Source organism: Staphylococcus sp. GDB20D11A, from assembly GCF_016893255.1.
Taxonomy (GTDB): Bacteria; Bacillota; Bacilli; order Staphylococcales; family Staphylococcaceae; genus Staphylococcus; species Staphylococcus aureus.
Genome location: NZ_JAFEPJ010000026.1, coordinates 1 through 24,827, shown reverse-complemented (window position 1 = coordinate 24,827; position 24,827 = coordinate 1). Strand labels below are relative to the sequence as shown.

Genomic DNA, 24,827 nt, shown 5'->3' with positions numbered 1-24,827 from the left:
TAATAAGACCTCCTATAACAATGGTTGAAAAAATATTACTACAATCCTTATCGGATTACAAGGATATTGAGCGATTTTTTTAAATATTTAGATAAAATTCTGTAAAATATATTTTCAAAGAGCATAAAAATAATGTTAGGGTATAAGTAAATAAACATATATATAGGGGGCTATCATAATGGATAAAGAATCCGTCGTAGCAAGTTTAGCAAGAAACAAAAAGATTGCTGTAGAAACAATGGCCGGTCAAAGGTACATCATAGAACGCATTTTACATACAAATGATAAAAAACATATTCATATTTTGAAACCTAAAGATGTCGTGTTAGATGTAGATAACATCAAAGAAATTGACGAAAATCATTTAAATGATGCAACATAATCCAAAACAAAACGTGCGCCTATGACATAGATTAATGTTTTAGGCGCTACAATGTTTTATTTATGTTAATTTGTCGAAGTATGGCTCATCTAATGGATTCAATTGCAAGTTTTCAATTTGCAACGTTGAATGTGCAATGCCATATTTTTCTTTCAACAATGATGATACTTGATCAATCGCTTGATAATCATCGCCCACATATTTTTTATCTAACACAACATGGGCGCTTAATGAATAATGCTCTGTTGTAATACTCCACAAATGAAATTCATGTACATCTAATATGCCATCTATGTTTTTAATATCTGCCATAATTTGATCAGTATCCAAATGTTGAGGCACACTTTCCATTAAAATTAACCACGCATTACGCGTAATTTTATAACCACCACGTAAAATGATGAGTGAAATTACAATACTAATGATTGGGTCGATGATGCGCCATCCTGTAAAGTAAATCAATACAACTGCAACGATGACACCAATAGAGTTCAATAAGTCTCCCATGAAATGCCATAATGCACTTTGAATATTGATATTGTCTTCTTGTTTTAAAGACCTTACAAGGATAATAGTCAAAATAATATTGACGAGTAAACCAATACTAGCAATCATAAACATAATGCCACTTTCAATTGGTTGCGGATAAATAATACGTACAATAGCTTCATATAAAATCCAGATTGAAATGACAATTAATGCTAAACCATTTAAAAATGCAGCTAATATCTCAAATCTTAAATATCCAAATGTATATCGTGCAGTCGGCTTCTTACTTGCAAAATAAATGGCCAACATGGATAAACCAAGTGCTAATACATCACTAAGCATATGAAATGAATCTGACAGTAATGCCAATGAATTAGATACTAAACCTCCGACAAATTCAATCACTGTAAATAACAATGTGATGATAAGTGATGCCCACAGCGTCTTTTTAGAACTTTGTTGAATTTTTTGATGATTGACATGATGAAAATATTTGTATCTGTTTATCGTATTCGCCTTTTTCCCATTCATACGTTTGCCACTCCTAAATAAATGCGTCGTATTTAATATTGTCGCTTTTAAAAATAATTCTTTATAGCTTCTCAGATTAATATTAATGCTTCCGTAATTAACCATGATTTATACACCATCGTTCTTCACATGACAACTCATTAATCTTTACCCTTTATACCTTTATGTAATATCACCTTGGAAAAACTTTTACAGCACACTCGCTCTTTGCTTTATCCCTATCATATAGAAATTTTTAATAATGTACGAGATTATTGTGTTAGTTACATAAAAATGACAAAAAAGCATCTCAAATTTATTGTTTAGTTTCATTAAGTTCAAAAAATCGCAATAACTTTAATGATTGTTCCGCATATTAAAACAAACGATGACTTTGCATATTGAACTTCATATTTCTAAATCACCATAATTCATAAACAACTCTGTCCTTATAATAGCGGCATCGCAAATTAGCATAATTAAAAACAGCAGTATGATGATTTGCAATTAAAAACCATCCTACTGCTATTATTTTAGTCATTATATCCTAATATCATTATGCATGTTCCTAAATATTTTGTTTCGCTTAAAATCTAAACAACTCCGTAAACATGTTAAGACTTACCGCTAGACTGACCTACGAACACGCCTCAAAAATGATATTGATTCTAGTACAAACCTTTTAAAGCGTTGCTTGTATCAATATAAATATTTTTAACTTGTTGATAGTTACTTAACGCACCTTTATAAGTTTCTCGTCCGATACCTGATTTTTTATAACCACCAAATGGTGCACCTTCTGGTACTTGGTTGTAAGTGTTAATCCAAATACGTCCTGTACGAACAGCTTTAGCAATATTTAATGCACGTGTGATATTTTGAGAAAATACGCCGCCAGCTAAACCATACTCTGAATCATTAGCTATATCAATTGCTTCTTGATCATCCTTCACTTTAATCACTGTTAAAACTGGTCCAAATATTTCTTCTTGCGCTAATTTATGATGATTATCTGGCACAGCAATTAATGTCGGTTCAAAGAAGAATCCTTTATCTAACCCATTTTCAGTTAAGCGATGACCACCTGCTAAAATTTGTGCATCTGATTCTTTTGCTGCATCAATATATGATTGAATTTTATCTAATTGATCCTTACCAGTTTGACTACCCATTTGTGTAGCTTCATCTTGTGGGTCTCCAACTTTAATATTTGAAAATGCCTCTTGTAAACGTGGCACCAATTGATCATAAATTTTTTCATGAACTAATAATCGAGAACCTGCACTACATACTTCACCTTGGTTGAATAAAATACCTAACTGAATACCTTCAACTGCAAGGTCTAAATTAGCATCATCCAATATGATATTGGCGCTTTTACCACCAAGTTCTAATGTAGCAGGTACTAGATGTTTTGCTGCAGCTTCGGCAACTTGATAACCTACATCAGTTGAGCCCGTAAATGATAATTTATCTACACCATCATGATTGAAAATTGCATTACCTGATTCTGAACCTTTACCCGTTAGTATATTGACAACACCTTTAGGTAATACCTCTTGGAAAATTTTAGCAACTTCCAATAAACTTAATGGTGTTGAAGATGAAGGTTGAATCACAATTGTATTACCTGCAGCAATGGCTGGCGCAATCTTCCATGCAGCTAATAGCATTGGGAAGTTCCAAGCAACAACAGCACCTACGACGCCAATCGGCTCATGTCGTACGATACTCATTGTGTCTTTATCGATATCATTCACTGTACCTTCTTCTGTTTCAATAACACTTGCGAAATAATGGAAATGTCTTGCAGCAAATGGAATATCAATTGCTGTTGTCTCACGAATCGGTTTACCATTATTTAATGTTTCAATCATTGCAATTTTATCTTTTTGTGCCATTAATTTATCACCAATATCACGCAACATTTGTGCACGTTCTGATTTAGAAGTTAATGACCATGATTCAAATGCCTCTTGCGCCACTTCGACGGCATGATCGACATCTTTATCTTTTGCTCTTGTAATATGTGATAGTGTTTCTCCAGTTGCTGGATTAGTCACTTCGATTGTTTCGTCACTGCTACCTTTAACAAATTCCCCATTGATAAATAAACCATAATTCTCTGCAATATAATCTCGAACGTTTACTGCCATATTATCTCTCCTTTGTTTATTGGCTATAATATAAATCTCTTAGCATCATATTTAATAATGCTTTTAAACGATATGATTCACATTATATAGTAAGCGTTTACATTTTATAAAATAATCAGCTCACAGAAGTCTCATTTTTAAAACTTTTGCGTCGTTTTTGCACATAAAAATAATATTATTTTCGAAAACATATTGCACTTTTCAAAAATAAAACACATAATATAACTATAATACTTGAGAACAATTCTCATTAAATAGTTTGGTTGTTATGAAAGTCGCGCTTAAAATGCGTTAATGGGACAAGGATAATTCAACAACGTTTCATTTTACTGAGTCATTGCACTTATCATACACATTATATTTAGCATGATTTATATTACTAAAACAATATTACATGCGCATTAGTACTAGAATGGAGTTTTTTCAATGCGACTTATTTTAATCGTCATTGGCTTAATATTTACAGCGCTTGGTATTGCAGGTGCCGTATTACCTTTACTGCCAACGACCCCTTTTTACTCGTAGCAGTTTTTTGTTTTGCTCGAAGTTCAGATCGCTTTTACAATTGGCTTATTAATCAAAAAATTTATAAAGAATATGTAGAAAACTTTTATTTACATCGAGGCTACACGCTACAACAGAAAATTAAAATTTTAATTAGCTTATACATTGTAATAGGTTTTTCAATTTATATGGTGGATGTTCTTGCAGTCCGTATAGGATTAATCATAATGGTTATCATACAAACCGCTGTACTCTTTACATTTGTAAAAACATTACCCAAATCAAATAATAAAATAGAGGAGTGATTGCCCATGTTTATGGCAGAAAATAGATTACAATTACAAAAAGGCAGTGCGGAAGAAACGATTGAACGTTTTTACAATAGACAAGGTATTGAAACTATTGAAGGCTTCCAACAAATGTTTGTCACTAAAACATTAAATACCAAGGATACAGATGAAGTTAAAATCTTAACTATTTGGGAATCTGAAGATAGCTTTAATAATTGGTTGAATTCCGATGTATTTAAAGAAGCTCATAAAAATGTACGTTTAAAAAGTGATGACGATGAACAGCAAAGTCCAATATTATCAAATAAAGTATTCAAATATGATATTGGCTACCACTATCAAAAATAAACATATTAAAAACCCCTAGTCACCGCTGGTTGTCTAAACCAACTTCATGATTAGGGGTTTTTTATTATTTGTGACGTAAAGGTACGAATTCATCCGGCTTGTCTGAACGCAATCCAAAATAATATTCTATTGCTTCACAAATACGTCGTGATGCTTGTCCATCACCATATGGATTATTCGCTTGACTCATACGTTGATACGCTTCATCATCCTCAATCAATTGTTTCACATTTCGAACAATATTGTCATAATCTGTGCCAATTACTCTCGATGTTCCCGCCTCAACGCCTTCGGGACGCTCTGTATGATTCCTTAATACCAACACAGGTTTTCCAAACGTGGGAGCCTCCTCTTGAATACCACCAGAATCTGTCAGCACGAGGTACGATTGATTTGTAAAATTATGGAACTCAATCGCATCTAATGGCTCAATTAATTCAATTCGATTTCTCCCAGATAAATATTTTTCGGCAATCGCTCTTACCTTTGGATTACGATGCATTGGATAAATGAAGACAACATCTTTATATTCATCTGCCAAATCTCTTACTGCTTTAAAAATCTGATGCATCGGTTCCCCAATATTTTCACGACGATGCGCTGTTAGTAAAATAACTTTCTTGCCTTTATGTTTATTAATAATCGTTGAAACAAAATCATTTTGAACTGTTGTTGACAATGCGTCAATAACTGTATTTCCAGTAATAAAGATACTCTCTTTGTCTTTGTTTTCAAAAAGTAAATTTTTAGCTGCAATTACTGTTGGCGCAAAATTCAATTCAGCAATATTACTTACCATGACTCGATTTAACTCTTCAGGAAATGGTGAGTATTTCTGATGTGTTCGAAGTCCAGCTTCTACATGTCCGACCGGAATTTGATGATAAAATGCTGCCAAACTTCCTACAAAAGTCGTTGTAGTATCACCATGTACTAAAATCATATCCGGCTGTTTCTCATTAATGATGCTATCAAGTTTAGCAAGCGCATTCGCCGTAAGGCCCGCTAACGTTTGTTGATCTTGCATAATATTTAAATCATGATCAGCTTGAATATCAAATATACTTAACACACTATCTAACATATCTCTATGTTGTGCTGTAATCACAATGTTCGCTTCAAAGTTCCCATTATGATCAATTTCTTTTACTAATGGTGCCATTTTTATTGCTTCGGGTCTCGTACCGAAAATAACCATAATTTTTTTCATAACATTATCCTCTCTGAAGTTCAAACACATGACAGCTTATCTTTCCTTAATCATGTATGTCCTAGTTTGACACATTTTATTTGTCGATAAAATTAAATATATTGCCATAATTATAATACGATACATCTTCAAATGATGATTTCACAACGTTTTTTGTATCAAAAATCACTTTATGCTTCATTTTATCAAAATGACTGTCCGATAAATTTTTAAATTCTGAGTGGTCACTTAAAATCAATACTAGCGATGCGTCTTTGACAGCATGTGACATATCATGTTCCACAAAATCTAATTCAACATGTGGATCATAAGCACATACTTCTATGTCTGGTTCTTGATTTAATAGCTCATAAATATCAAATGCTGGTGATTCTCTTATATCATCAACATCACCTTTATAAGTTAAACCAAATACTGTGACTTTATTCCCGCTCAACGCTTTGATGATTTGCTTCGTTGTATCAACAACATAGGCCGGCATTGAATTATTAATTTCACGTCCAGTTTGAATTAACTTTGCATTTTCAGGGTCTTTAGCAATAATAAAGTACGGATCAACAGCTAAACAATGACCGCCTACACCTGGACCAGGTTGATGGATATTAACACGCGGATGTTTGTTTGCCATTTCAATCACATCTAATACATTAATATTTAAGTTGTTGCAAATTTTTGTTAATTCATTAGCTAAAGCAATATTCACGTCTCTATATGTGTTTTCCATTAGCTTACTCATTTCAGCAGTACGTGCATCTGTTTCAATCATTTCTCCCTGAACGAATGTGCGATAGACACGTTTACCCGCTTCAATACAAGCTTTAGTCACACCGCCAATGATGCGATTGTTATGAACTAATTCTTCTAAAATTTTTCCTGGCAGTACACGTTCTGGACAATGTACTAAATAAATATCTTCACCTATTGTAAACCCTAAATTTTCAATGACTGGTTTTACAAAATCATCCATCGTTTTAGGCGCAATTGTCGACTCTACAATAATAGTATTTCCTTTTTCTAAAAATAGTAAAATACTATCTAATGCACGCATAACTAGCGAAATGTCACATGACCGGTACTGATCATCGTTATTCGGCGTCGGAACGGCAATGATAAAAACATCAGATGCTTCTGGCGTTGTAGATACCTTCAATTTTCCCGATGACAGTACCTCTTCATAAACCTCTTGTAATCCAGGTTCTTCAATACTAATTTGACCACTTTGTAACTTATCAATCGTTTGCTGATTAATATCAACACCAAGCACATCGACGCCATGCTTTGCAAACATAATTGATGTTGGTAAACCAATATAACCTAAGCCAACTACTGTTAACTTCATACTATAACCTCCAAATAAAACGATTTGTATGTTGATTTTATTTAATAGATGACTTATGCCTTATCTTTGGTTGTCGTTTCATCCATGATGTCCGCAATAACAAGTGACATTTTTCCAGGAATAACTTCAAGCGCATTATTATTTTCATATAATGTATTGCTGTATGTTAAATTGCCGAATAATTTTCTAAAGACCGACAACTTATTAAAATACTTATTTAGCATTGAAGGCATGTTGATCAATACCGTTTTAAGATGTGATTGGCGACGTATTTCATACATTACTGACGATGTATCAAAGTAAAAACTATCTTGAGGATGGTACACTCCTGTCACTTCTAATGATATTAATTGATCAATAAATGCTGTCAGATGTTTAATATATAATGCACTCCGCTGATTGTTAATATTTGGAATGATTGGCAATCGCTTTGACAATTGCATTAACCGTTGGAAATTTCCTGGGCAATGTGCACCATAAATCATTGGTGGTCTCACAATTGCTACTTTAAACGAATCACTAATCAACTCTTGTAATGCTTGTTCAGCGAACTTTTTGGAAATACCATAATTGGTCGTAGGGTTCATTGGTGTTTGTGTATCAATTTGATCTGATTTACCAACCTGACCTTCTTTTCCATAAACTGCCATAGTACTCATAAAAATAAATTGTTTAACGTCTTCAGCTTTAGCCTTTTGTGCCAATTGTTTCGTAAGCAACATATTCACTTGCATATAATCAGATAGCCTTGCTTGAGGTGAATTGTTGTGAACCAAAGCTGCTGTATGAATTAAAACATCATAACCTTTGAACGAGGTCGACTTCCATAATTGATTCCTAACATTAATTTGATCCACTTGATGTCCTTGTTCAATAAGCTTATCTTTTAAAGCATTTCCGATATATCCATGTACGCCTGTAATTAAAATATTTTTTCTCATTAGTGATGCACACCTTCTGAAGTAACGATATTTTTAATTGTTTTATATATGATATACATATCAAGCATCATAGATTGATGTGTTAAGTAATAATGATCATACGCTACTTTTTGATCATCAGTAATATCATCTCTCCCCATCACTTGAGCTAGCCCTGTCACACCTGGTCTAATCGTATGCACGTTCGCTTTTGTACGTTTTTCGATTAATTCGTATTGATTATAAAGCGCTGGTCTAGGACCTACAATTGACATTTCTCCTTTTAAAACATTCAATAATTGTGGCAATTCATCAATAGAGGTCTTGCGAATGACCTTCCCTGTCTTTGTTATATACGATGTTGAATCCATTAAATCAGTTGCAACATTAGGTGTGTCTATTTTCATTGATCTAAACTTATAAATATTAAACAATTCATTATTAATCGTCGGTCTTTTTTGTTTGAAAATGGCTGGTCCAGGTGATTCCATTTTAATTAGTAATGCTGTAATTAACAGAATCGGACTTAAAACTACTAAACCATATATTGAACTCACTACATCGAATAATCGCTTCATAATTATCTCCTCACTTCAACAGATTGTAATACTTCATAGTATTAATTTCTCTCGTATATTTATCTTTAAACAGTTGATGTGCGCGCTCACCCATCTCGTGCAATTCCTTACTCGAGTGAGTGTTGATGAAGTTATAAATGGCATGTGCATCGCCATTATCAATTTGGATACCCTTGTTAGTGATTTAGCTAAATAAATCTCATTAAGTAAATGAATTCATATTATTAAAATTGTATAAACGATAAAATTACTATACTTCTAATTAAATGTAGCTATTTCATTTTGTTATCACCATATTTTTTATTTATCATTACCTATATTAGTAAAAATCATCTCTTTTTTCTCAACAAATTTTTATAATTTTTTTATATCATTTTTAAGTATTGTCTATATGTGGATTCAATGTTCTTTTTGTTTTCATATTAATGGGTAACAAATCTAAAAATTTATTAATATCTTGATAAAGCTTACTAATTTGATGTTCAAACATCAACATTACTTTTTCTATCTCTTCTTCTTTATTTTTAAGAAATCCACTCAACATTTCGTACGCATGGTCATTTAAACTATCTGGGTTAATTTCTCCATAATTTTCCATCTCACTTTGTATTGCATCTTCTATAAATTTTTCTTCACTATCATTTATGAATTTATGTAAATCAGAATTTTCATCAAGTAATTTTAAGATATCAATTATATTAAGTGAACTCAATATTGATTCTGCTTCTATATAAGAATCTTCATAGTCTTCACACATTACCATATCTTCCAAAAAACAATTCAAAAGATTTTCTATTTCACTTAAATAATATTCGAAAGTGTTCATATTAACCAATGAACCATCTAAAAATTTTAATCTAAACGATTTACCTATAGTTCGCCCAGCTACTTCGATTGGCATGTAAAAAGACTCAGATAACTCCTCCGATGCCTTCTTAATAGTTTCTAAATAGTAATAGACTAAGCTTACATTCTTTACTTCCTCTTTCAAATAATATTCGAAAGACTTTTCAATTAGTCCAGGTAGTACTTCTTTATTTAAATAGTTCATAAAATGCTCATCCTTAAAAAGAACTCCTGCTTCAAAATTATTCTTTGATTCACTAGAAAAATTTGCTGAACCAATATATGCTACAGAATCGGTAGCAATAATTTTCGAATGATTAGAGAAAGAGAAATACACCTCAAGGTTACAGTTAAAAGATTTTGGATCTAATTTTTCGATATAATTATTAATCATCTTTTTTGCTTGACTTTTATTATTACTTTTAAAATAAGAGTCGAACCTTCCAGGAATATTTGTAAATAACTTAACATGTTGATTTTGATTCAAATCCTTCAGAGATTGTATTAAAGAGTCATCACTTTTTGATACGTTGTGTGTAGTAATTATAATTTCATTAGCAATTTTAAAACTGTCCAATACTTCTTTGAAACTATTTTCATTTTCACTAAATATAAATTTTCCGTTCTCAATAACATGTTCTTTTCGCAAAATATTATACCTCCATTAAGTTAAATATTTAATATTTCTCTCTAATTATATAAAACCTCAGTTTAGGTAGTTATCTCTACAAATTGCAAATTGGGAGCCTCTAAATTTGTTTCTGATTTACTTGATTAATCACGTATTTTTATTTAATTGCTTTTATTGACTTAAATTTCGTAAATGAATAGATCTTTTTTACACAATATTTAAATTATTATCTTACATACATTCAACACCTTTTAACTTATTAAATGCTTCTATAAAATTATATTGCAAGGAATACCCCCATATACATTAGCCATTTACCTCCTCCTTTGCTTTATCTATCAATGTATTTTGCTTAATTCCATCAAAGCACAATAACATTTTACACTTAATCGTTGATTTAGTCTTTATTTCATTTTAAACAAAAACTCTATGAAAATGGTAAAATATAAATAATATGTGAAGTTATTTAGGAGGTTTTGTAGATGGCGACAATTGAATTCGAAGAAAAGTTATGGCAAGCTGCAGATAAATTACGTGGAAGTATGGATGCAGCAGAATATAAGAATGTAGCGTTAGGTATTATATTTTTGAAATATGTTTCTGATTCTTTTGAAGAAAAGTATGAAGAATTGAAAAATGATGAATATGCAGACCAAGAAGATAAAGATGAATATTTAGCAGAAAATATTTTCTGGGTTCCTAAAGAAGCACGTTGGCAATATATTAACGGTAATTCTAAAAAACCAGAAATTGGTCAAATTATTGATAAAGCAATGATAGTAATTGAAAAAGAAAATGAATCATTAAAAGGCGTGTTACCTAAAGATTACGCAAGACCTGCATTAGATAAAGAAAAATTAGGCGATATTATTGACCTATTTACATTCAAAGTCGGAGACTCTGAAAGTAAGAAACAAGATGTTTTAGGTCGTGTTTATGAATACTTTATTGCAAAATTTGCGAGCGCTGAGGGTAAAAATGCTGGGGAATTCTATACACCAGCTTCAATCGTTAAATTACTTGTTGAAATGATTGAACCATATCAAGGTAGAATTTATGACCCTTGTTGTGGGTCAGGCGGAATGTTTGTACAAAGTGAACATTTTATCGAACGACATCAAGGTCGTATAGATGATATTGCTGTTTATGGTCAAGAATCTAATCCGACAACTTGGAAATTAGCAAAAATGAATTTGGCTATTCGAGGTATAGATAATGATTTAGGTGATCATCATGCAGACACATTTCATAATGATTTACATAAAGATTTGAAAGCTGATTTTATATTGGCCAATCCTCCATTCAATGCAAGTGATTGGGGACAAGAAAAATTATTAGATGATTACCGCTGGAAATTTGGTATTCCTCCAAAAGGAAATGCAAACTATGCATGGATTGAACATATGATTTCTAAACTTGCCCCAAGTGGTACAGCAGGATTTGTATTAGCGAATGGTTCAATGTCAACAAGTGGTAAAGATGAATTAGAAATACGTAAAAACTTAATTGAACAAGACTTAGTTGAATGTATAGTTACATTACCAGGGCAACTATTCTATTCAACTCAAATTCCAGTATGTTTGTGGTTCGTGACAAAAAATAAAGCTAAAAACGGTAAGAATGAACGACGTGGAGAAGTACTATTTATAGATGCTAGAAATATCGGAAGTATGGTATCAAGAACATTAAAAGAATTCTCAGATGATGAAATAAAAGATATAGCAAATGTATATCACTCATGGCGTGGTACAAACGATAATCAATATGAAGACAAAGCAGGCTTCTGTAAAGTAGCAAAGACAGAAGAAATAAAAGATAACGAATATATCTTAACGCCAGGACGTTATGTAGGCTTAGCAGAAGTAGAAGAAGATTCAGAACCATTTGAACAGAAAATGGAAAGAATCACAGCAGATTTAAGCGAACAATTTGCGAAATCAAAAGAGCTCGAAGACCAAATCCGAAAATCATTGGAGGGATTAGGTTATGGAGTATAAATTAAAAGATTTAGTAGAAATTAAGTATGGTAAAAATCAAAAGAATGTGAAAAACTCTAATGGTGTATATCCAATTTTAGGCACAGGTGGAGTTATGGATTTTGCTGATGATTTTTTATATGATAAACCTAGTGTTTTAATCGGACGAAAAGGAAGCATTGGCAAAGTAAAATATATAGAAAAACCATTTTGGACAATAGATACATTATTTTATACGGTGGTTAAAGAAAATCTTGTATTACCTAAATACTTATATTATAAATTAAGTCAAATAGATTTTAATTATTATAATGAAGGAACTACAATACCTAGTTTAAGAACTGAAACGTTATACAAAATAAGTATAGATATACCGAATATTAAAACACAAAAAAATGTAGTAAAAGTATTAAGTAATATTGATTGGAAGATTGAATTAAATCAAAAAATAATAGCAAACCTTGAAGAACTCTCACAAACACTATTCAAACGTTGGTTTGTTGATTTTGAATTCCCTGATGAAAATGGTAATCCATATAAATCAAGTGGTGGAGAAATGGTTGACAGTGAGTTAGGTGAAATACCAATAAATTGGAATCTAGTAAAATTAGGTTCTATAGCTAATATACGTACAGGTTATGCTTTTAAGTCTACAGAATATATTGAACAGATTCAATTACCTGTTTTACGTACATTAAATATTTCTAAAAGTAATTTATTAGTTACAATGAACGATATTAAATTTGTACCTTATCAATATTTATATATGGATAAGTATCAAAAGTATAATTTAGAATTATTCGATACTTTATTAGTTACTGTGGGCGGATCTATTGGGAATTTAGGTTTAGTAACAGAAAATAACCTCCCATCGCTACAAAATCAAAATATGTGGCGATTTAGATCTATTAAATCCAACATCAGTAACACATTAATTTATCAATTAATATTATATGTGAATTCATTAGTATATAACCAGACCTCTGGTTCAGCCAGAGAATTTTATACAAAAAAAACTTTTGAAAATTTTAATTTATTATTACCCAAACTAGATTCATATTTATATGAAAGTATAAATAAATACTTAGAAAATTTTGGAAAAAAAATTAGTGATTTGAATGTAGAGATTGAAAAACTTACACAACTTCGTGACACGTTACTACCAAAATTAATGTCAGGTGAAATTGAGATACCTGATGACATCGAGGTGAATGAAGATGAGCTTTCAATTTAGTGAAGATGATTTAGAACAGGTTGCGCTTGAATGGTTTGGAGAACTGGGTTATACAATTAAGAATGGCCGAGAAATTAGTGAAACAGCTATTACGCCTGAACGAGAAAACGATAAGGATGTTGTGCTCGATAATCGTTTAGAAAACGCTTTGAGACGTATTAATCCAGATTTACACAATAATGCTATTCAACAAGCAATACATGAAATCTCCATAGAAAAATCACCTAATTTATTAGAGAATAATCGTACTTTTCACGAAATGATAACAAATGGTATTGAAGTTGAACATTATAATGACGATGGGGAAACAATCAATGATTTAGTTCATGTATTTGATTTTAATAATCCAGAGAATAACGACTTCCTAGCTGTGAATCAATTGACCGTAGTACATGGTGATTATAATAAACGACCAGATGTTGTATTATTCATTAATGGTTTACCTGTTGTTGTGATTGAGCTTAAGAGTTCGACTAATGAATCTGTGGGTATAGAAGATGGCTATCATCAATTAGAAACTTATAAAATGAGAATTCCTCAATTATTTAATCACAACGCTATATTGGTAACAAGCGATGGGATTAATACCAAAGCAGGTTCTATGACTGCAGATTATGATCGTTTCATGACATGGCGTACAAAAGATGGTAAGACCGAGGCTTCATCTTCGATGGCGAGTTTAGATGTATTAATCCACGGTATGTTAAATAAAGGAGTTTTACTAGATTTAATTCGCCATTTTATACTATTTCAAGATGATGGTAAAGGACATATTGTTAAAATTTTAGCTGCTTATCATCAATATTATGCGGTTAATAAAGCCGTTGATCGCGCAATAGAAGCCACTTCTGACCAGGGAGACGGTAAAGGTGGCGTTATTTGGCATACTCAGGGCTCAGGTAAAAGTTTGACGATGGTTTTCTTTTCGGGAAAATTAATTCAAAAGTTAAATAACCCTACTTTAGTTGTTGTAACAGACCGTAATGACCTAGACAATCAATTATATAGTACATTTGTAAAATCTAAGGGTCGTTCTGGTAAAGGATTATTAAGACAGACACCTAAACAAGCAGATTCTCGTAAAGAGTTGAAAGAACTATTGTCAGTTGAATCTGGAGGTATTGTATTTACAACAATGCAGAAATTCGAACCAGAAGAAGGCAAAGTTACTATGGATGCCTTAACAGAACGTAGAAATGTTATTGTAATGGCCGATGAAGCACACCGTACACAATACGGTTTTAGCGCATCTTACGACGAAAAAGGTGAAGGTATTAAATATGGTTATGCCAAATATTTAAGAGATGCTTTACCTAACGCTTCATTTGTTGGATTCACTGGAACGCCTGTATCTTCAACAGACAAAAATACACAGATGGTATTCGGTAATTATATTGATGTGTATGATATGACGCAAGCTGTTGAAGACGGTAGTACGGTTAAAATATATTATGAAAGTCGAATCATACCATTAAATTTACCTACAGATTTAGATATTGATGCAGCTTATGATGATATTACTTCCGGACAAGAAGACGATGTCAAAACACGATTAAAGTCTAAATGGTCTCGAATAGAAGCATTATCAGGCTCAGAACAACGTGTTCATTCTCTAGCAACTGATATTATCAATCACTTTGAAACAAGACAAAAGGCGATGAAAGGTAAAGGAATGATTGTCACAATGAGTCGCCGTATAGCGGTTGATTTATATGATGAAATTGTAAGACTAAAACCCGAATGGCATTCAGATGATGATAACCAAGGTGTTATCAAAGTTGTAATGACAGGTTCATCAAGCGATCCTAAAAACTTTCAGAGACACATTGGCCCTAAAAAAAGAAGAAACTTACTGGAAAACCGTATGAAAGATGTTGAAGATGAATTACAACTCGTTATCGTGAGAGATATGTGGTTAACAGGTTTTGACGTGCCTTCTATGCATACGATGTATATTGATAAACCAATGCATGGTCATAATCTAATGCAAGCAATTGCACGTGTGAATAGAGTATTTAAAGACAAACCTGGCGGCTTAATTGTGGACTATGTAGGCATCGCTGAAAGTCTTAAAGAAGCTTTAAAAGAGTATACAGATTCTGATAAAGAACAAACCGGTGTTGATACAGATAAAGCTTTAGAAATTATGTTAATGAAATACGATATCATCCAAGATATGTTATATAATTATGATTATTCTGACTTCGAATCAGATAAAAAATCTGATCGATATAATGTCATCTCAAGTACGATGGATTATGTAATTGGCTTAGGCGAAGAAGAAAGACAAAGATTTGTGAATACAGTAACTGAACTTGGTAAAGCATTCGCTTTATGTGCAACAGAAGAAGCAGCTCAAGAATTAAATAGTGAAATTGCGTTCTTAAAAGCTGTTAAAGCAGGCATCGTTAAACTATTAGCGCCCCCAACTGAAGACGATGGCACTAATAAGTCTCCCGCTGAAGTTGAAGCTGAAATTAATCAGTTGATATCAAAATCCGTTGTAACTGAAGAAGTAGTGGATATATATCAAACACTCGGTTTAGAAAACCCAGATATCTCTATTTTATCTGACGATTTCTTAAAAGATGTAGAAGGATTACAACAGAAAAATGTAGCAGTTGAATTATTGAATAAATTACTTAAAGGCCAAGTTAAGTCTTTAATGAAAACGAACGCAACCGTATCTAAACAATTTTCTGAGATGCTAGGTAAATCTATTCAAAAATACAACAATCGGTCTATAGAAGCTTCTAAAGTTATTGAAGAATTAATACAAATGGCAAAAGAAATTAATCAAGAGCAACAACGAGGAAAAGATTTAGGTTTAAGTACAGAAGAAATTGCTTTTTATGATGCATTAGCTTCACATGAAACAGCTAAAGAAGCTTTGGGCGATAAAGAGTTAAGAGCCATTGCACATGAGTTAACTAAAACAGTTAAGGATAATATGAGTGTTGATTGGTCTAAACGAGACAGTGCTAAAGCTAAAATGAGAGTTCAAGTTAGACGCCTATTAAAGAAATATGGCTATCCACCAGATCTTCAAAAAATGGCTGTGGAACAAGTTGTCGAGCAAGCAGAATTAATGGCAAGTCAGCAATAAAAAAATAAATCATAATGCGGTTAGAGAAACATTTCTCTAACCGCATTTATTAGTATCCTCGTTCAATTAATTTTTGTTTTTCCTTCTCAAGTTCAGGAATATCTTCTTCATCTGGTAATGCATCTATATAATCTAGTCCTAGATGATTTAATGCTGTTTCTAAATCAACATCCTCACTTTCCATGTACCTCCAAACTTTCAAACTAGTATATTCATCATAAACCTCATTGTAATGGTAATTACCAACAATCATTTTATCACCCTTCGCCATATAATTAAGCTTATTCTAAACTAAAGGTCAATATTGGTCAACGTTTTTTTATTCTTAATTAATTTTCCATCATCATACACTATAAATGAGTTAGTGACTGAACCTTTCTTGTATATAATTTTTCAGCTAATTATAATTAAAGTAAAATAAATGTATCATCTATGCTTATTAAAAAAACTCTATTTGAATACTTTACAATTTGGTGGGGACTCGTAATTCGTCTTTTAAGATAACTCAAAGTATCTATTTTAATCATTTGCAGTGAAACGATGTTGATTTGTTTTGTTTCCATATTGACCTCCATGTATTTGCTATGATTTCAAAATCCATTTTTGACGTGCCTTAGGGTTGAGTGGATGCATAATTTCATTCGTTTCTGGGTTGATGAGTTGTTTCACTTTCTTTTTATGTGGTTTCAACATCTCTAATACTTCATTGACACGTGCTTCAACAACTGGCTTCTTAGCATAGGAGCCCCAAGCTAATATCACTTCGTCAGATTCTTTCACTGCTTTCATAATTTGAATATCTGTATGCTTATCATGGCTATTTTCTAAATGTTTTAAATTGATAGGTGTTGTAATATTAGAGTATAGATTCACAAAATGGATTGAACCAAATCCATCCATTTCAGAGATTTTGTTCATAATCAGTTGTGTCGTTAAGTCTATATTGAGCACACCATCATAATGAGGATACATTGTGATGATAGTTAATACCTTCTTTTCTTTATCCCATGTCTTCTTAAGTAAGTAACGATGTTGTTTATCATCACTAATAATCGCTTCAGTTTCTAATATACTTTGGATATTTTGCATAATTGATGGCTCCTTTTTTAATATTCTTTCGGTAATAACATGACATAATAAGAAAGGTCTACGTCATCTTCTCTGATAATATAGACCTTACTGATATTGACCGCTTTTGAATAATTTCCTTTATGAATTTTGACGTACTCTGGACGTTCTTGTTTGTGTTTGATATATAATTGATTTTTGTAAGTGTTGAACTGAAATATATGAAAATAATCGATATCCTGTTCATTTTCTTCTGATTCTTCTTGTTCGCGTTGAGCTACTAATTTCCATATTTGTTGTTGTAGTGTTACTGGTAAGTTAGTAGCAATACCTCGTGTAATATAGAGTTCCATTATGATTTCTCCTTTTCCACATCTTTCATCATTGTAATTACTTCAGTAATGACAGTAACACTGATTTGTGCAACACGTATCCATTTATTCATATTTCTGATTCTCCTTTTTGTAGTAAGTGTCTTTGGTCCAAAAGTGTGATCACTGTGTTATGAAGGAATAAGAAGTCCATATCATGATTTTCATCGATATAGCCAATAGCTACGAGTTGTTTTTGAAAATAGAGAATGAAAGGATAGATGTTTCTTTGGTGAAGTATTTCGGAATAATAGGTATACGTATGAAGTGTTTTGTTGGTTAATGGACCAAGTCTTACGTATTGTTCAGGAAGAATATCATTAGCCATTTCATCGACTGTTTCACAGTCCCATACATCGTCTTTGGGTAGATTGAATAAGTTTGTTATATAATGCTTGAGTTGTTGTTCCAGTGTCATTGTCATGACCTCCTAGTGTATTTGTTTGATGTATACATGGGCTACATCTTATTAATAATATATATCTATTTTTTGTTTCATTACGCTCACTTTTATCACTGTTTATTAAGTGGCAAAAGTGGTAATTTTGTCGATAGAATATTTTTCTGTACCATAAATTACAAAATGAATTTTTGGCATAAAAAAAGACCCCCAATCTTTTTTCAAAGATTGAGGGATAAGACTTTCGTCAATTTTATACCGTACGAGCTTCACTTTTTTATCTGTAGTAATTTCAATAGAGTCAATCAGCATCTTCATAAGTTGATTTTTTGCTTCTGGTGTTGCTTCTTTTAAATAAATACTAAACCGGCTAATCATCATGGTTAAGCGACTCTTCAATTTATCGAAATCTGGAATTTTTGTTTCTACTTGATTGCATTGTTGAACCTTTTTTATTTGTTCTTCAAGTGTTTGAAGTTGATTATTCAATTGATGCTGTTTTTCTTTCAACATTTCACTATCCATTTGATCATCCAAGAACAATTCTAATAATCGCTCTTGTTGTGTTTTGATTTTAGATTTTTGTTTTTCTAAACTATCTATATTAATCATGATATTATCTTGATTTTTATGCTTTCGTTTCAATTCAGCTATAACATTTGTCGCTATCTGCTTAATAACATTTGGTTGGGAAAGAATACGATTAAGATGAACGTTAATGATTTTTTCTACAACCTCGGCATTAATAGCGTTGCTGTGGCATGCTAAACTGCCGGAACGATTGAACAATGAACAAATGTAATAGCGTTTCATTGTCCGTTCTTTTGATTTTTTTGTTTTGTAGTAGGTACGTCGACATACCATATTATTACCGCATTCTGGACACTTGATAAGCCCTCTGAAGTAGAAGTCTCCACCGATTGGACGTCCTGGTTTGAAACTTTTAGCTACTAATTTCTCATGAACCTGGTCAAATATTTCTTCACTTATGATTGCTTCATGTTTTCCCTTCACTAAAATCAAATCTTTTTCGTCATTTTTACCACTTCGACGTTCAACTGCCCAATTTTGATGATTATTAAATCTTACAAACCCTTTATAAACTGGGTTATTAAGAATATATTTGACGGCAAATATTGAAAATGGTTTTTTATTGATGGTACGATATCCTTTTAGATTCAGTATCGTTGTAATCGCCTTAAGTCCTTTATTATGATTTAAATACAAATCGAATATTTCTCGAATAATGTTAGCCTCATTTTCTTCTATGACTAAATCATTTTTCTGTGTAAGTGGGTTAAGTGATAACTTATAGCCCAACACTCTACCTGTAATAGCTTCTCCACTGCGCGCTTTAGCATTCATTGACATTTTCACATTACTGATAAGAGTTGTGCGCTCTATAGATCCTATAAGGCCAAACATAGTAACAAGTACTTCACCCGAAGCATTTGATGTATCAATGTTTTCTGAAATCGATTTATATCCCACGCCATGTTCTTTGAAATCATGAATGATATTAAACACATCTCTCATTGAGCGAGAAATACGATTCAATTTCCAACTTAGAACCATTTCAATTTTGTTATTTTTAACATCGCATAATAGACGTTTCATGGCCGGACGTTCTTCAATGTTTTTACCTGAAATACCTGAATCAATATAAGTTTCATAATCATAGCCCGGGAAATTTTTACCTACTTCTTTAATTAATACTTGCTCCTGTTCATGTATTGAATAACCACGCTCAGATTGTTCAGATGTACTCACTCTTGAGTATAGTGCAATTTTCTTATTCATATCATTACTCTCCTTTTTAATAGACCGTCGGTCTTAATAACATCAAATTGATAATATATATTTATAAGCACGTTTCTTTTTATCACTTTCACTACTTTAAAATATGTGCACTACAGACCGAAATCCGTAGTGCATTACTGCTTTATTTTCTTATATTGATTCGATCTTCTACAATAGGTACTAGAACCTCTACAAATGCTTCAATTTGTTGGTTATTCAAATTATTCTTCGCCTTTCTTTATTTAATTTTACAAGCAATTTATTATAAATTATTATCCAAAATTCAAATTTAAATTAAACGTTTCAGCAAATTTTTTATCAATTTTTATGTGGTAAAAAACAATTGATTCCAACTCATCATTATCATTTTTTACCTTCCTTTGATTTGTTTTTCTGTCTTTATCCGTAACTAATTTATTGTCATTATCCAATGCTTTGATTACATTTTTCGCATCCTCAAATCCATTATCCTTTAATATACGTTCGAAAATAGAACGTATAATCTTTACTTCAACATAATCATTTTGAACTATTATGGTCCCGTTGTTTTCAATCATATTAGATAATGGTCTATCTTGGCTAAACTTACCTGTATTTACTGCAATATATTGAATAATAGCTTCCATTGCTTTTTCGGTTAAAGAACGCTCTGATATTGTATTTTCATGATAATTTAAAAGGTAGTTTTTCATTTCTTCTTTATTCAAATTTAAATCTAATGCACATTCAAATACTGTTGCCGAAGTTAAAATAACAGCATACCTACTTATCATTCGAATTCCTGTTTTACTTTTTTCATTTGCTAATGCTGCTTCAAACCACTTTCTATGTTCTTCATACATAGCCACTAATTGCTCTTCATTATTTAATAAGTAATCGGATATTATTGGCAAAACATGACCATAATTCTTTCGCACAACTTTTTTGATAGCATCTGAATTCGACGATGATGATGTTATTGCATCATTTATTTCAATAATACGTACTCTTAACCCATCATTTTTCGCAGAATTATTAAAAATGCTATACTCTCCCGTTGATATTATTGAAGTCCCCCAATTCAATTTTTCTCGTGTATTACCATTTTTATCTGCACGCTCTCTACCCTGTCCTTCACTTATGGAATATAACAAGTTGGTCAAACTACCAATAGTAGAAGTTGATAATTCGTCAAATATTACTGGTACACCAAAATTGGAACTTACATTATTTTCAATTCCAACTTTTGTTGCGTTCCAACTACAAAATAAAGTCTTATCACCTTTATTGGGGTTTCCTGCAATTGATGCCGCTAACATGGCCGCTGTGGTTTTTCCACTTGATGACTGTCCTGTCAACGAATAAATTATGCCAGTAAATTCAATTTCATTTAAAAAGAATAAGTACCTTGTAACTAAGGCACTCACTCCAAAGGTAGCTACTAATTCCAAAACAACATTGCCATTCACTTGTTCCTTAAACATTGATAACCAATCATTTAAGTTGCCATTAGGCATTAAATCATATTTATTATCACAAATAATTTGGCTCATATCCTCTTCGGTCATTGAAGGACTAAAATGAAGGTCATTTAGCACAATAACTGTACCTTTGTTAGTAGACATAACACCAACACCTTTATAAAAGCTGCTTTTAACTGTACTATTTCTAGCATCTTGTAAAGCATTACTCAATTCCTTAATATGATTTTCATTAATGGAGAAACCCATTTCTATTAATTTAAACAAATTACGGGAACTTAAAATGCTTGAATCTAAAATGTACTCATCACCGTCTTGATCCTGTATGATAATTTGCTCTTTTTTATGAATTGGATCTTTATATCTAGCGACTATAAAAATTGGAGAAGCTAGTTTAACTAGCTTCTCATCTTTGCCATTCACTTTTTTAAAACAACCTTTTTTATCAATTAAATACTCGTCATTTTCATATTTCATCCTACTTTAACCCCCAAATTGATATTTTAATTTTAAGTACTAGCTAAATTTAATCAACAATGTAAAAATCTGTTAGTCTTATAAAAATACGCTGTGTTCCACTGTAAATTAATTCAAATTGTGATGTTTCACTTAACATCACATAATTTCGAAAACGACACTCTACATTTTCTATTAACTGTACTGTTGGTAGCTCTATACCTATATCTACCAATAACTCTTTAATAGTGAAGTTTTCATTTGCTCTTTTACTTAATGCTTCTAACTTACACTTTATAAACAAATCTCTACTCATTTTTTCAACCTCATCTCATTCGAATAAAAATATCTTCATCTGCTCCAGGTTGAAGATAACAGCCGTTATATTCATAAAAGAAAAGATGAAACAAAGTATCAACCATTTTAAATTCAATTTGATATTCAAATTCATTGATTAAATCCAATCCTAATTGATTTGAACAGTCATTAAATGAAAACTCTTCTCCGTGTAGGGCCTGTATTCCTTGTGTAATTAATTGATGTAACACGTCAACCGCATACTGACTTAAGTCGGTGTGAATTGATGCATAACTTTTATTACCTTCTATTGAAATTAAAAATGTATCTGTTTTTATTTGCATATTCTTGTCCTCCTAGATTGATTATTTATCTCTTGAAAATTTTCAATTTTTTACTCGTACCTTCTTGTTGTTGTAGTTCGTATAGCATGAAATGTTCCTCAAAATACATTTCAAGAATAGTATCAACAGCAAAAATTTCATCATCATAAATATCTCCATAAACTTCGTCACCAACTATATCTAATAAGTCATATACTGAAAACTCAGTTTCACGTGGTAACATTAAAGCCTGACCAATCAATAACGAAATTAAATTTTTACAATCACTCGTTAATGTAAATTGTGTTGTATACTTAAACTGGTTACCTATTATAGTTTTAATTTCAAAGTGATGAACATCATCGTCCTGTATATATTTTTCTGTCTTATCAAATGTTTTCATAATTAGAAAACCTCCTTAAAATTTTACTCAAGCAGAAAACTTAAGTTGATAATAATATACCTTCTTTGGATCGGCTCGCTATTCCACTTTAAGCGTGAAAAGTATAATTAGTTTGAGCAAAAAAATTGACATTATATAATATTAAGAGGTGATTTTAATGGATTTGAAATATAAACAAACTGAGAGTAATAAAAATATCTTTTTAGGATATGTTCTAGATTATTGTAGAGTGTCATTAAAAACTTTAGATGTTAATAAAACTTTATATATTTCTATAAAACAGCTAACAAAAGAGGAACATTTTGAAGAATATATTTGTAACGGAATTATGATTTATATATGTGATAAAGATATAAAGTCTATGGTCAAAAACAGCAATTTACAGGTTGCTTATAAATTATTAATTCGTCGTGTTTTAGACTCACTTTATGATGCTTTAGAAAATGATTTAGATAAGAAGACCATATTAAACTTATGGAATAACTTTGAAAGAGCAACACTTAATTTTTTTAAAACTAAATTTGTTGACAAACATTCGTTAACTTTACCTAAGATGATGTTTGAATATGATTATTTGAATAAACATTCAGTGGGAGATATTGAGAAGAAAAAAGAAAGAATACAGAGACATACTGAAATCAACAAAAGTTTTGGTGATTCTTTTGTTTCACCATATTTTGATTTTTCAGATCAAACGATTAAAGACAATGAAAAAGATGAAGATGATATTCAAGAGATTCTTGAAGAATTTATTAATGGAGATATACAAAACATAACAGAACCACAATTACCCGAATTAATGAATTTAATAAATAATAACGAAACAGTTAAAGATTCGTTTGAATACAATCCTGAATCTGTTTTTGCCTTAAATAATATCATGAAGTATATTGACAATGAATTCTATGAGATTGTGAATGATAACATACATTTCAATTTATCTGATGTTAAAAATTTTTCAGCATATGATATACATTCTTCCAAAAAAGAATCCCTTTCAAATGGAACTATTTACAAAAAATTTAATAATAAAAAATTAGCTTTCCACGAATTCGTCATTGTTTCAGCTATAGCTAATTTCTACAAAAATCCATACATAAAGATGATAAACGTAGAAAAATTTTCTTCAAGAAAAATTTATGATTTTAATACACTTACAAAATATTTTGCGAATTTACCTTTACACATGAGCGACTTTATTATAGATAAAAGTATAACTTTTGCTGATGACTTAACTGATTTTATATGGACAAAAATTAAAGGCGAAATTAATCATGATAAACAACTAGAAGTAGCGACATTAATTGATAATATATTTAATTTAAGCTTTACTCCTTTAAATACAAAAAAACATTATAACGCAGTGCAAAGTATATATGAAATTACACATACGCTAACGTCTATTATTAACAGCACATCTAATCTTAATAATTTCATAGATTATGAAGATTTAATTAACAATGTAATCCACTTAATTAATAGTTGGATAGAAGAAAACAATCATTTTGTACAACAAATGGAAAGTGATGTGGCATCATTGAACTTTGTTTCAGATAATTACTACTTAGACATATTAGAAGCCAAAGAGCTAGACAAAGATTTTAGAGATGAAGATGAAAAAGCATTACTTAATTCAATGACTTATTTCAAGTTGTTTTTAGACAATCTAACTAATAAAGTAGATGAAAAGCTAGTTTGTACTTTAGTTGGATAAAGTCCGTATAATTGTG

At 31.3% G+C, this 24,827-nt stretch carries 22 protein-coding genes and 3 pseudogenes; 7 read left to right on the top strand and 18 right to left on the bottom strand.

Annotated features, from left to right (window positions below):
• Positions 1 to 178: 178 nt before the first annotated feature.
• On the top strand, positions 179 to 382 hold the full coding sequence (locus tag JV528_RS12865) for a hypothetical protein (RefSeq protein WP_204177447.1): 204 nt from the start codon (positions 179 to 181) through the stop codon (positions 380 to 382).
• 60 nt (positions 383 to 442) lie between these two features.
• Here the strand turns inward: JV528_RS12865 and JV528_RS12860 are convergent, their stop codons facing one another.
• Both JV528_RS12860 and JV528_RS12855 read right to left on the bottom strand, forming a co-directional pair.
• A complete protein-coding gene (locus JV528_RS12860) occupies positions 443 to 1,402 on the bottom strand; it encodes a cation diffusion facilitator family transporter (RefSeq protein WP_001013482.1) in 960 nt (319 codons plus the stop codon).
• 647 nt (positions 1,403 to 2,049) lie between these two features.
• Positions 2,050 to 3,537 (bottom strand): aldehyde dehydrogenase family protein, encoded by a 1,488-nt coding sequence (locus tag JV528_RS12855; protein ID WP_000290388.1) that lies wholly within the window; start codon positions 3,535 to 3,537, stop codon positions 2,050 to 2,052.
• A 426-nt stretch (positions 3,538 to 3,963) separates the two neighbouring features.
• On the opposite strand from JV528_RS12855, the pseudogene JV528_RS12850 reads away from it, so the two are divergent.
• Both JV528_RS12850 and isdI read left to right on the top strand, forming a co-directional pair.
• Positions 3,964 to 4,346 (top strand): annotated as a pseudogene (locus JV528_RS12850) (YbaN family protein).
• A gap of 6 nt (positions 4,347 to 4,352) precedes the next feature.
• Positions 4,353 to 4,679 (top strand): staphylobilin-forming heme oxygenase IsdI, encoded by a 327-nt coding sequence (gene isdI, locus JV528_RS12845; protein WP_000480604.1) that lies wholly within the window; start codon positions 4,353 to 4,355, stop codon positions 4,677 to 4,679.
• Between the two features lie 64 nt (positions 4,680 to 4,743).
• Here the strand turns inward: isdI and cap8P are convergent, their stop codons facing one another.
• From cap8P to JV528_RS12815, 6 genes and pseudogenes are all read right to left on the bottom strand, one after another.
• Positions 4,744 to 5,889, bottom strand: a complete 1,146-nt coding sequence (gene cap8P / locus JV528_RS12840; RefSeq protein WP_000723459.1) for a type 8 capsular polysaccharide synthesis protein Cap8P — start codon at positions 5,887 to 5,889, stop codon at positions 4,744 to 4,746.
• Positions 5,890 to 5,965: 76 nt separating this feature from the next.
• The gene (gene cap8O / locus JV528_RS12835; protein WP_000779500.1) at positions 5,966 to 7,228 is read right to left on the bottom strand and encodes a type 8 capsular polysaccharide synthesis protein Cap8O; all 1,263 of its coding nucleotides are present in this window, start codon (positions 7,226 to 7,228) and stop codon (positions 5,966 to 5,968) included.
• Between the two features lie 53 nt (positions 7,229 to 7,281).
• Positions 7,282 to 8,169, bottom strand: coding sequence for a capsular polysaccharide type 5/8 biosynthesis epimerase CapN (gene capN, locus JV528_RS12830; RefSeq protein WP_001230689.1), 888 nt, complete (start codon positions 8,167 to 8,169; stop codon positions 7,282 to 7,284).
• Positions 8,169 to 8,726 (bottom strand): type 8 capsular polysaccharide synthesis protein Cap8M, encoded by a 558-nt coding sequence (gene cap8M / locus JV528_RS12825; protein ID WP_000825098.1) that lies wholly within the window; start codon positions 8,724 to 8,726, stop codon positions 8,169 to 8,171. The genes capN and cap8M overlap by 1 nt, the downstream gene beginning before the upstream one ends.
• 10 nt (positions 8,727 to 8,736) lie before the next feature.
• A pseudogene (locus JV528_RS12820) lies at positions 8,737 to 8,898 on the bottom strand (glycosyltransferase WbuB); the annotation flags it as partial.
• 204 nt (positions 8,899 to 9,102) lie between these two features.
• Positions 9,103 to 10,221, bottom strand: a complete 1,119-nt coding sequence (locus JV528_RS12815) for a phospholipase D-like domain-containing protein (RefSeq protein WP_204177446.1) — start codon at positions 10,219 to 10,221, stop codon at positions 9,103 to 9,105.
• A gap of 464 nt (positions 10,222 to 10,685) precedes the next feature.
• On the opposite strand from JV528_RS12815, the gene JV528_RS12810 reads away from it, so the two are divergent.
• From JV528_RS12810 to JV528_RS12800, 3 genes are read left to right on the top strand one after another with little or no spacing between them, the layout of a single operon-like run.
• Positions 10,686 to 12,200, top strand: coding sequence for a class I SAM-dependent DNA methyltransferase (locus tag JV528_RS12810; RefSeq protein ID WP_204254844.1), 1,515 nt, complete (start codon positions 10,686 to 10,688; stop codon positions 12,198 to 12,200).
• Entirely contained in the window at positions 12,190 to 13,413 is a 1,224-nt protein-coding gene (locus JV528_RS12805) for a restriction endonuclease subunit S (protein ID WP_204254843.1), read from the top strand. Before JV528_RS12810 ends, JV528_RS12805 begins: the two co-directional genes overlap by 11 nt.
• Positions 13,397 to 16,519 carry a type I restriction endonuclease subunit R gene (locus tag JV528_RS12800; RefSeq protein ID WP_204177528.1) on the top strand — a complete coding sequence of 1,041 codons (3,123 nt, stop codon included), beginning with the start codon at positions 13,397 to 13,399 and terminating at the stop codon, positions 16,517 to 16,519. Before JV528_RS12805 ends, JV528_RS12800 begins: the two co-directional genes overlap by 17 nt.
• 49 nt (positions 16,520 to 16,568) lie before the next feature.
• Here JV528_RS12800 and JV528_RS12795 read toward each other — a convergent pair whose 3' ends face one another.
• From JV528_RS12795 to JV528_RS12750, 10 genes and pseudogenes are all read right to left on the bottom strand, one after another.
• Positions 16,569 to 16,790, bottom strand: coding sequence for a hypothetical protein (locus JV528_RS12795; RefSeq protein WP_226956100.1), 222 nt, complete (start codon positions 16,788 to 16,790; stop codon positions 16,569 to 16,571).
• A 204-nt stretch (positions 16,791 to 16,994) separates the two neighbouring features.
• A pseudogene (locus JV528_RS12790) lies at positions 16,995 to 17,082 on the bottom strand (JAB domain-containing protein); the annotation flags it as partial.
• Between the two features lie 19 nt (positions 17,083 to 17,101).
• Positions 17,102 to 17,608: a DUF1643 domain-containing protein gene (locus JV528_RS12785; RefSeq protein WP_204177527.1), complete on the bottom strand. Its 507-nt coding sequence runs from the start codon at positions 17,606 to 17,608 to the stop codon at positions 17,102 to 17,104.
• 17 nt (positions 17,609 to 17,625) lie between these two features.
• Positions 17,626 to 17,940: a DUF960 family protein gene (locus JV528_RS12780; RefSeq protein ID WP_204177525.1), complete on the bottom strand. Its 315-nt coding sequence runs from the start codon at positions 17,938 to 17,940 to the stop codon at positions 17,626 to 17,628.
• A gap of 88 nt (positions 17,941 to 18,028) precedes the next feature.
• On the bottom strand, positions 18,029 to 18,376 hold the full coding sequence (locus JV528_RS12775) for an SAUGI family uracil-DNA glycosylase inhibitor (RefSeq protein ID WP_069827665.1): 348 nt from the start codon (positions 18,374 to 18,376) through the stop codon (positions 18,029 to 18,031).
• A 105-nt stretch (positions 18,377 to 18,481) separates the two neighbouring features.
• Positions 18,482 to 20,158, bottom strand: coding sequence for a cassette chromosome recombinase CcrC (gene ccrC, locus JV528_RS12770; RefSeq protein WP_204177523.1), 1,677 nt, complete (start codon positions 20,156 to 20,158; stop codon positions 18,482 to 18,484).
• Between the two features lie 272 nt (positions 20,159 to 20,430).
• Positions 20,431 to 22,095 (bottom strand): cassette chromosome replicative helicase, encoded by a 1,665-nt coding sequence (gene cch1, locus JV528_RS12765; protein ID WP_204177522.1) that lies wholly within the window; start codon positions 22,093 to 22,095, stop codon positions 20,431 to 20,433.
• A gap of 49 nt (positions 22,096 to 22,144) precedes the next feature.
• A complete protein-coding gene (locus JV528_RS12760; RefSeq protein ID WP_204177521.1) occupies positions 22,145 to 22,390 on the bottom strand; it encodes a hypothetical protein in 246 nt (81 codons plus the stop codon).
• A 10-nt stretch (positions 22,391 to 22,400) separates the two neighbouring features.
• A complete protein-coding gene (locus JV528_RS12755) occupies positions 22,401 to 22,715 on the bottom strand; it encodes a hypothetical protein (RefSeq protein ID WP_204177520.1) in 315 nt (104 codons plus the stop codon).
• A gap of 25 nt (positions 22,716 to 22,740) precedes the next feature.
• On the bottom strand, positions 22,741 to 23,097 hold the full coding sequence (locus JV528_RS12750) for a hypothetical protein (RefSeq protein ID WP_071564429.1): 357 nt from the start codon (positions 23,095 to 23,097) through the stop codon (positions 22,741 to 22,743).
• A 157-nt stretch (positions 23,098 to 23,254) separates the two neighbouring features.
• Here JV528_RS12750 and JV528_RS12745 point away from each other — a divergent pair, with 157 nt between their 5' ends.
• Positions 23,255 to 24,811, top strand: coding sequence for a hypothetical protein (locus tag JV528_RS12745; RefSeq protein ID WP_204254842.1), 1,557 nt, complete (start codon positions 23,255 to 23,257; stop codon positions 24,809 to 24,811).
• The last annotated feature ends 16 nt before the right edge of the window (positions 24,812 to 24,827 follow it).

Excerpts from the sequence above, each read along its gene's own strand:
- JV528_RS12810 (WP_204254844.1), top strand. The coding sequence starts at position 10,686 with ATGGCGACAATTGAATTCGAAGAAAAGTTATGGCAAGCTGCAGATAAA.
- cap8P (WP_000723459.1), bottom strand. The coding sequence starts at position 5,889 with ATGAAAAAAATTATGGTTATTTTCGGTACGAGACCCGAAGCAATAAAA.
- capN (WP_001230689.1), bottom strand. The coding sequence starts at position 8,169 with ATGAGAAAAAATATTTTAATTACAGGCGTACATGGATATATCGGAAAT.
- ccrC (WP_204177523.1), bottom strand. The coding sequence starts at position 20,158 with ATGAATAAGAAAATTGCACTATACTCAAGAGTGAGTACATCTGAACAA.
- JV528_RS12780 (WP_204177525.1), bottom strand. The coding sequence starts at position 17,940 with ATGGAACTCTATATTACACGAGGTATTGCTACTAACTTACCAGTAACA.
- JV528_RS12865 (WP_204177447.1), top strand. The coding sequence starts at position 179 with ATGGATAAAGAATCCGTCGTAGCAAGTTTAGCAAGAAACAAAAAGATT.
- JV528_RS12745 (WP_204254842.1), top strand. The coding sequence starts at position 23,255 with ATGGATTTGAAATATAAACAAACTGAGAGTAATAAAAATATCTTTTTA.
- JV528_RS12750 (WP_071564429.1), bottom strand. The coding sequence starts at position 23,097 with ATGAAAACATTTGATAAGACAGAAAAATATATACAGGACGATGATGTT.
- JV528_RS12785 (WP_204177527.1), bottom strand. The coding sequence starts at position 17,608 with ATGCAAAATATCCAAAGTATATTAGAAACTGAAGCGATTATTAGTGAT.
- JV528_RS12855 (WP_000290388.1), bottom strand. The coding sequence starts at position 3,537 with ATGGCAGTAAACGTTCGAGATTATATTGCAGAGAATTATGGTTTATTT.
- JV528_RS12755 (WP_204177520.1), bottom strand. The coding sequence starts at position 22,715 with ATGCAAATAAAAACAGATACATTTTTAATTTCAATAGAAGGTAATAAA.
- JV528_RS12860 (WP_001013482.1), bottom strand. The coding sequence starts at position 1,402 with ATGAATGGGAAAAAGGCGAATACGATAAACAGATACAAATATTTTCAT.
- cap8M (WP_000825098.1), bottom strand. The coding sequence starts at position 8,726 with ATGAAGCGATTATTCGATGTAGTGAGTTCAATATATGGTTTAGTAGTT.
- cap8O (WP_000779500.1), bottom strand. The coding sequence starts at position 7,228 with ATGAAGTTAACAGTAGTTGGCTTAGGTTATATTGGTTTACCAACATCA.
- JV528_RS12800 (WP_204177528.1), top strand. The coding sequence starts at position 13,397 with ATGAGCTTTCAATTTAGTGAAGATGATTTAGAACAGGTTGCGCTTGAA.
- JV528_RS12775 (WP_069827665.1), bottom strand. The coding sequence starts at position 18,376 with ATGACACTGGAACAACAACTCAAGCATTATATAACAAACTTATTCAAT.
- isdI (WP_000480604.1), top strand. The coding sequence starts at position 4,353 with ATGTTTATGGCAGAAAATAGATTACAATTACAAAAAGGCAGTGCGGAA.
- JV528_RS12795 (WP_226956100.1), bottom strand. The coding sequence starts at position 16,790 with ATGGCGAAGGGTGATAAAATGATTGTTGGTAATTACCATTACAATGAG.
- cch1 (WP_204177522.1), bottom strand. The coding sequence starts at position 22,095 with ATGAAATATGAAAATGACGAGTATTTAATTGATAAAAAAGGTTGTTTT.
- JV528_RS12805 (WP_204254843.1), top strand. The coding sequence starts at position 12,190 with ATGGAGTATAAATTAAAAGATTTAGTAGAAATTAAGTATGGTAAAAAT.
- JV528_RS12760 (WP_204177521.1), bottom strand. The coding sequence starts at position 22,390 with ATGAGTAGAGATTTGTTTATAAAGTGTAAGTTAGAAGCATTAAGTAAA.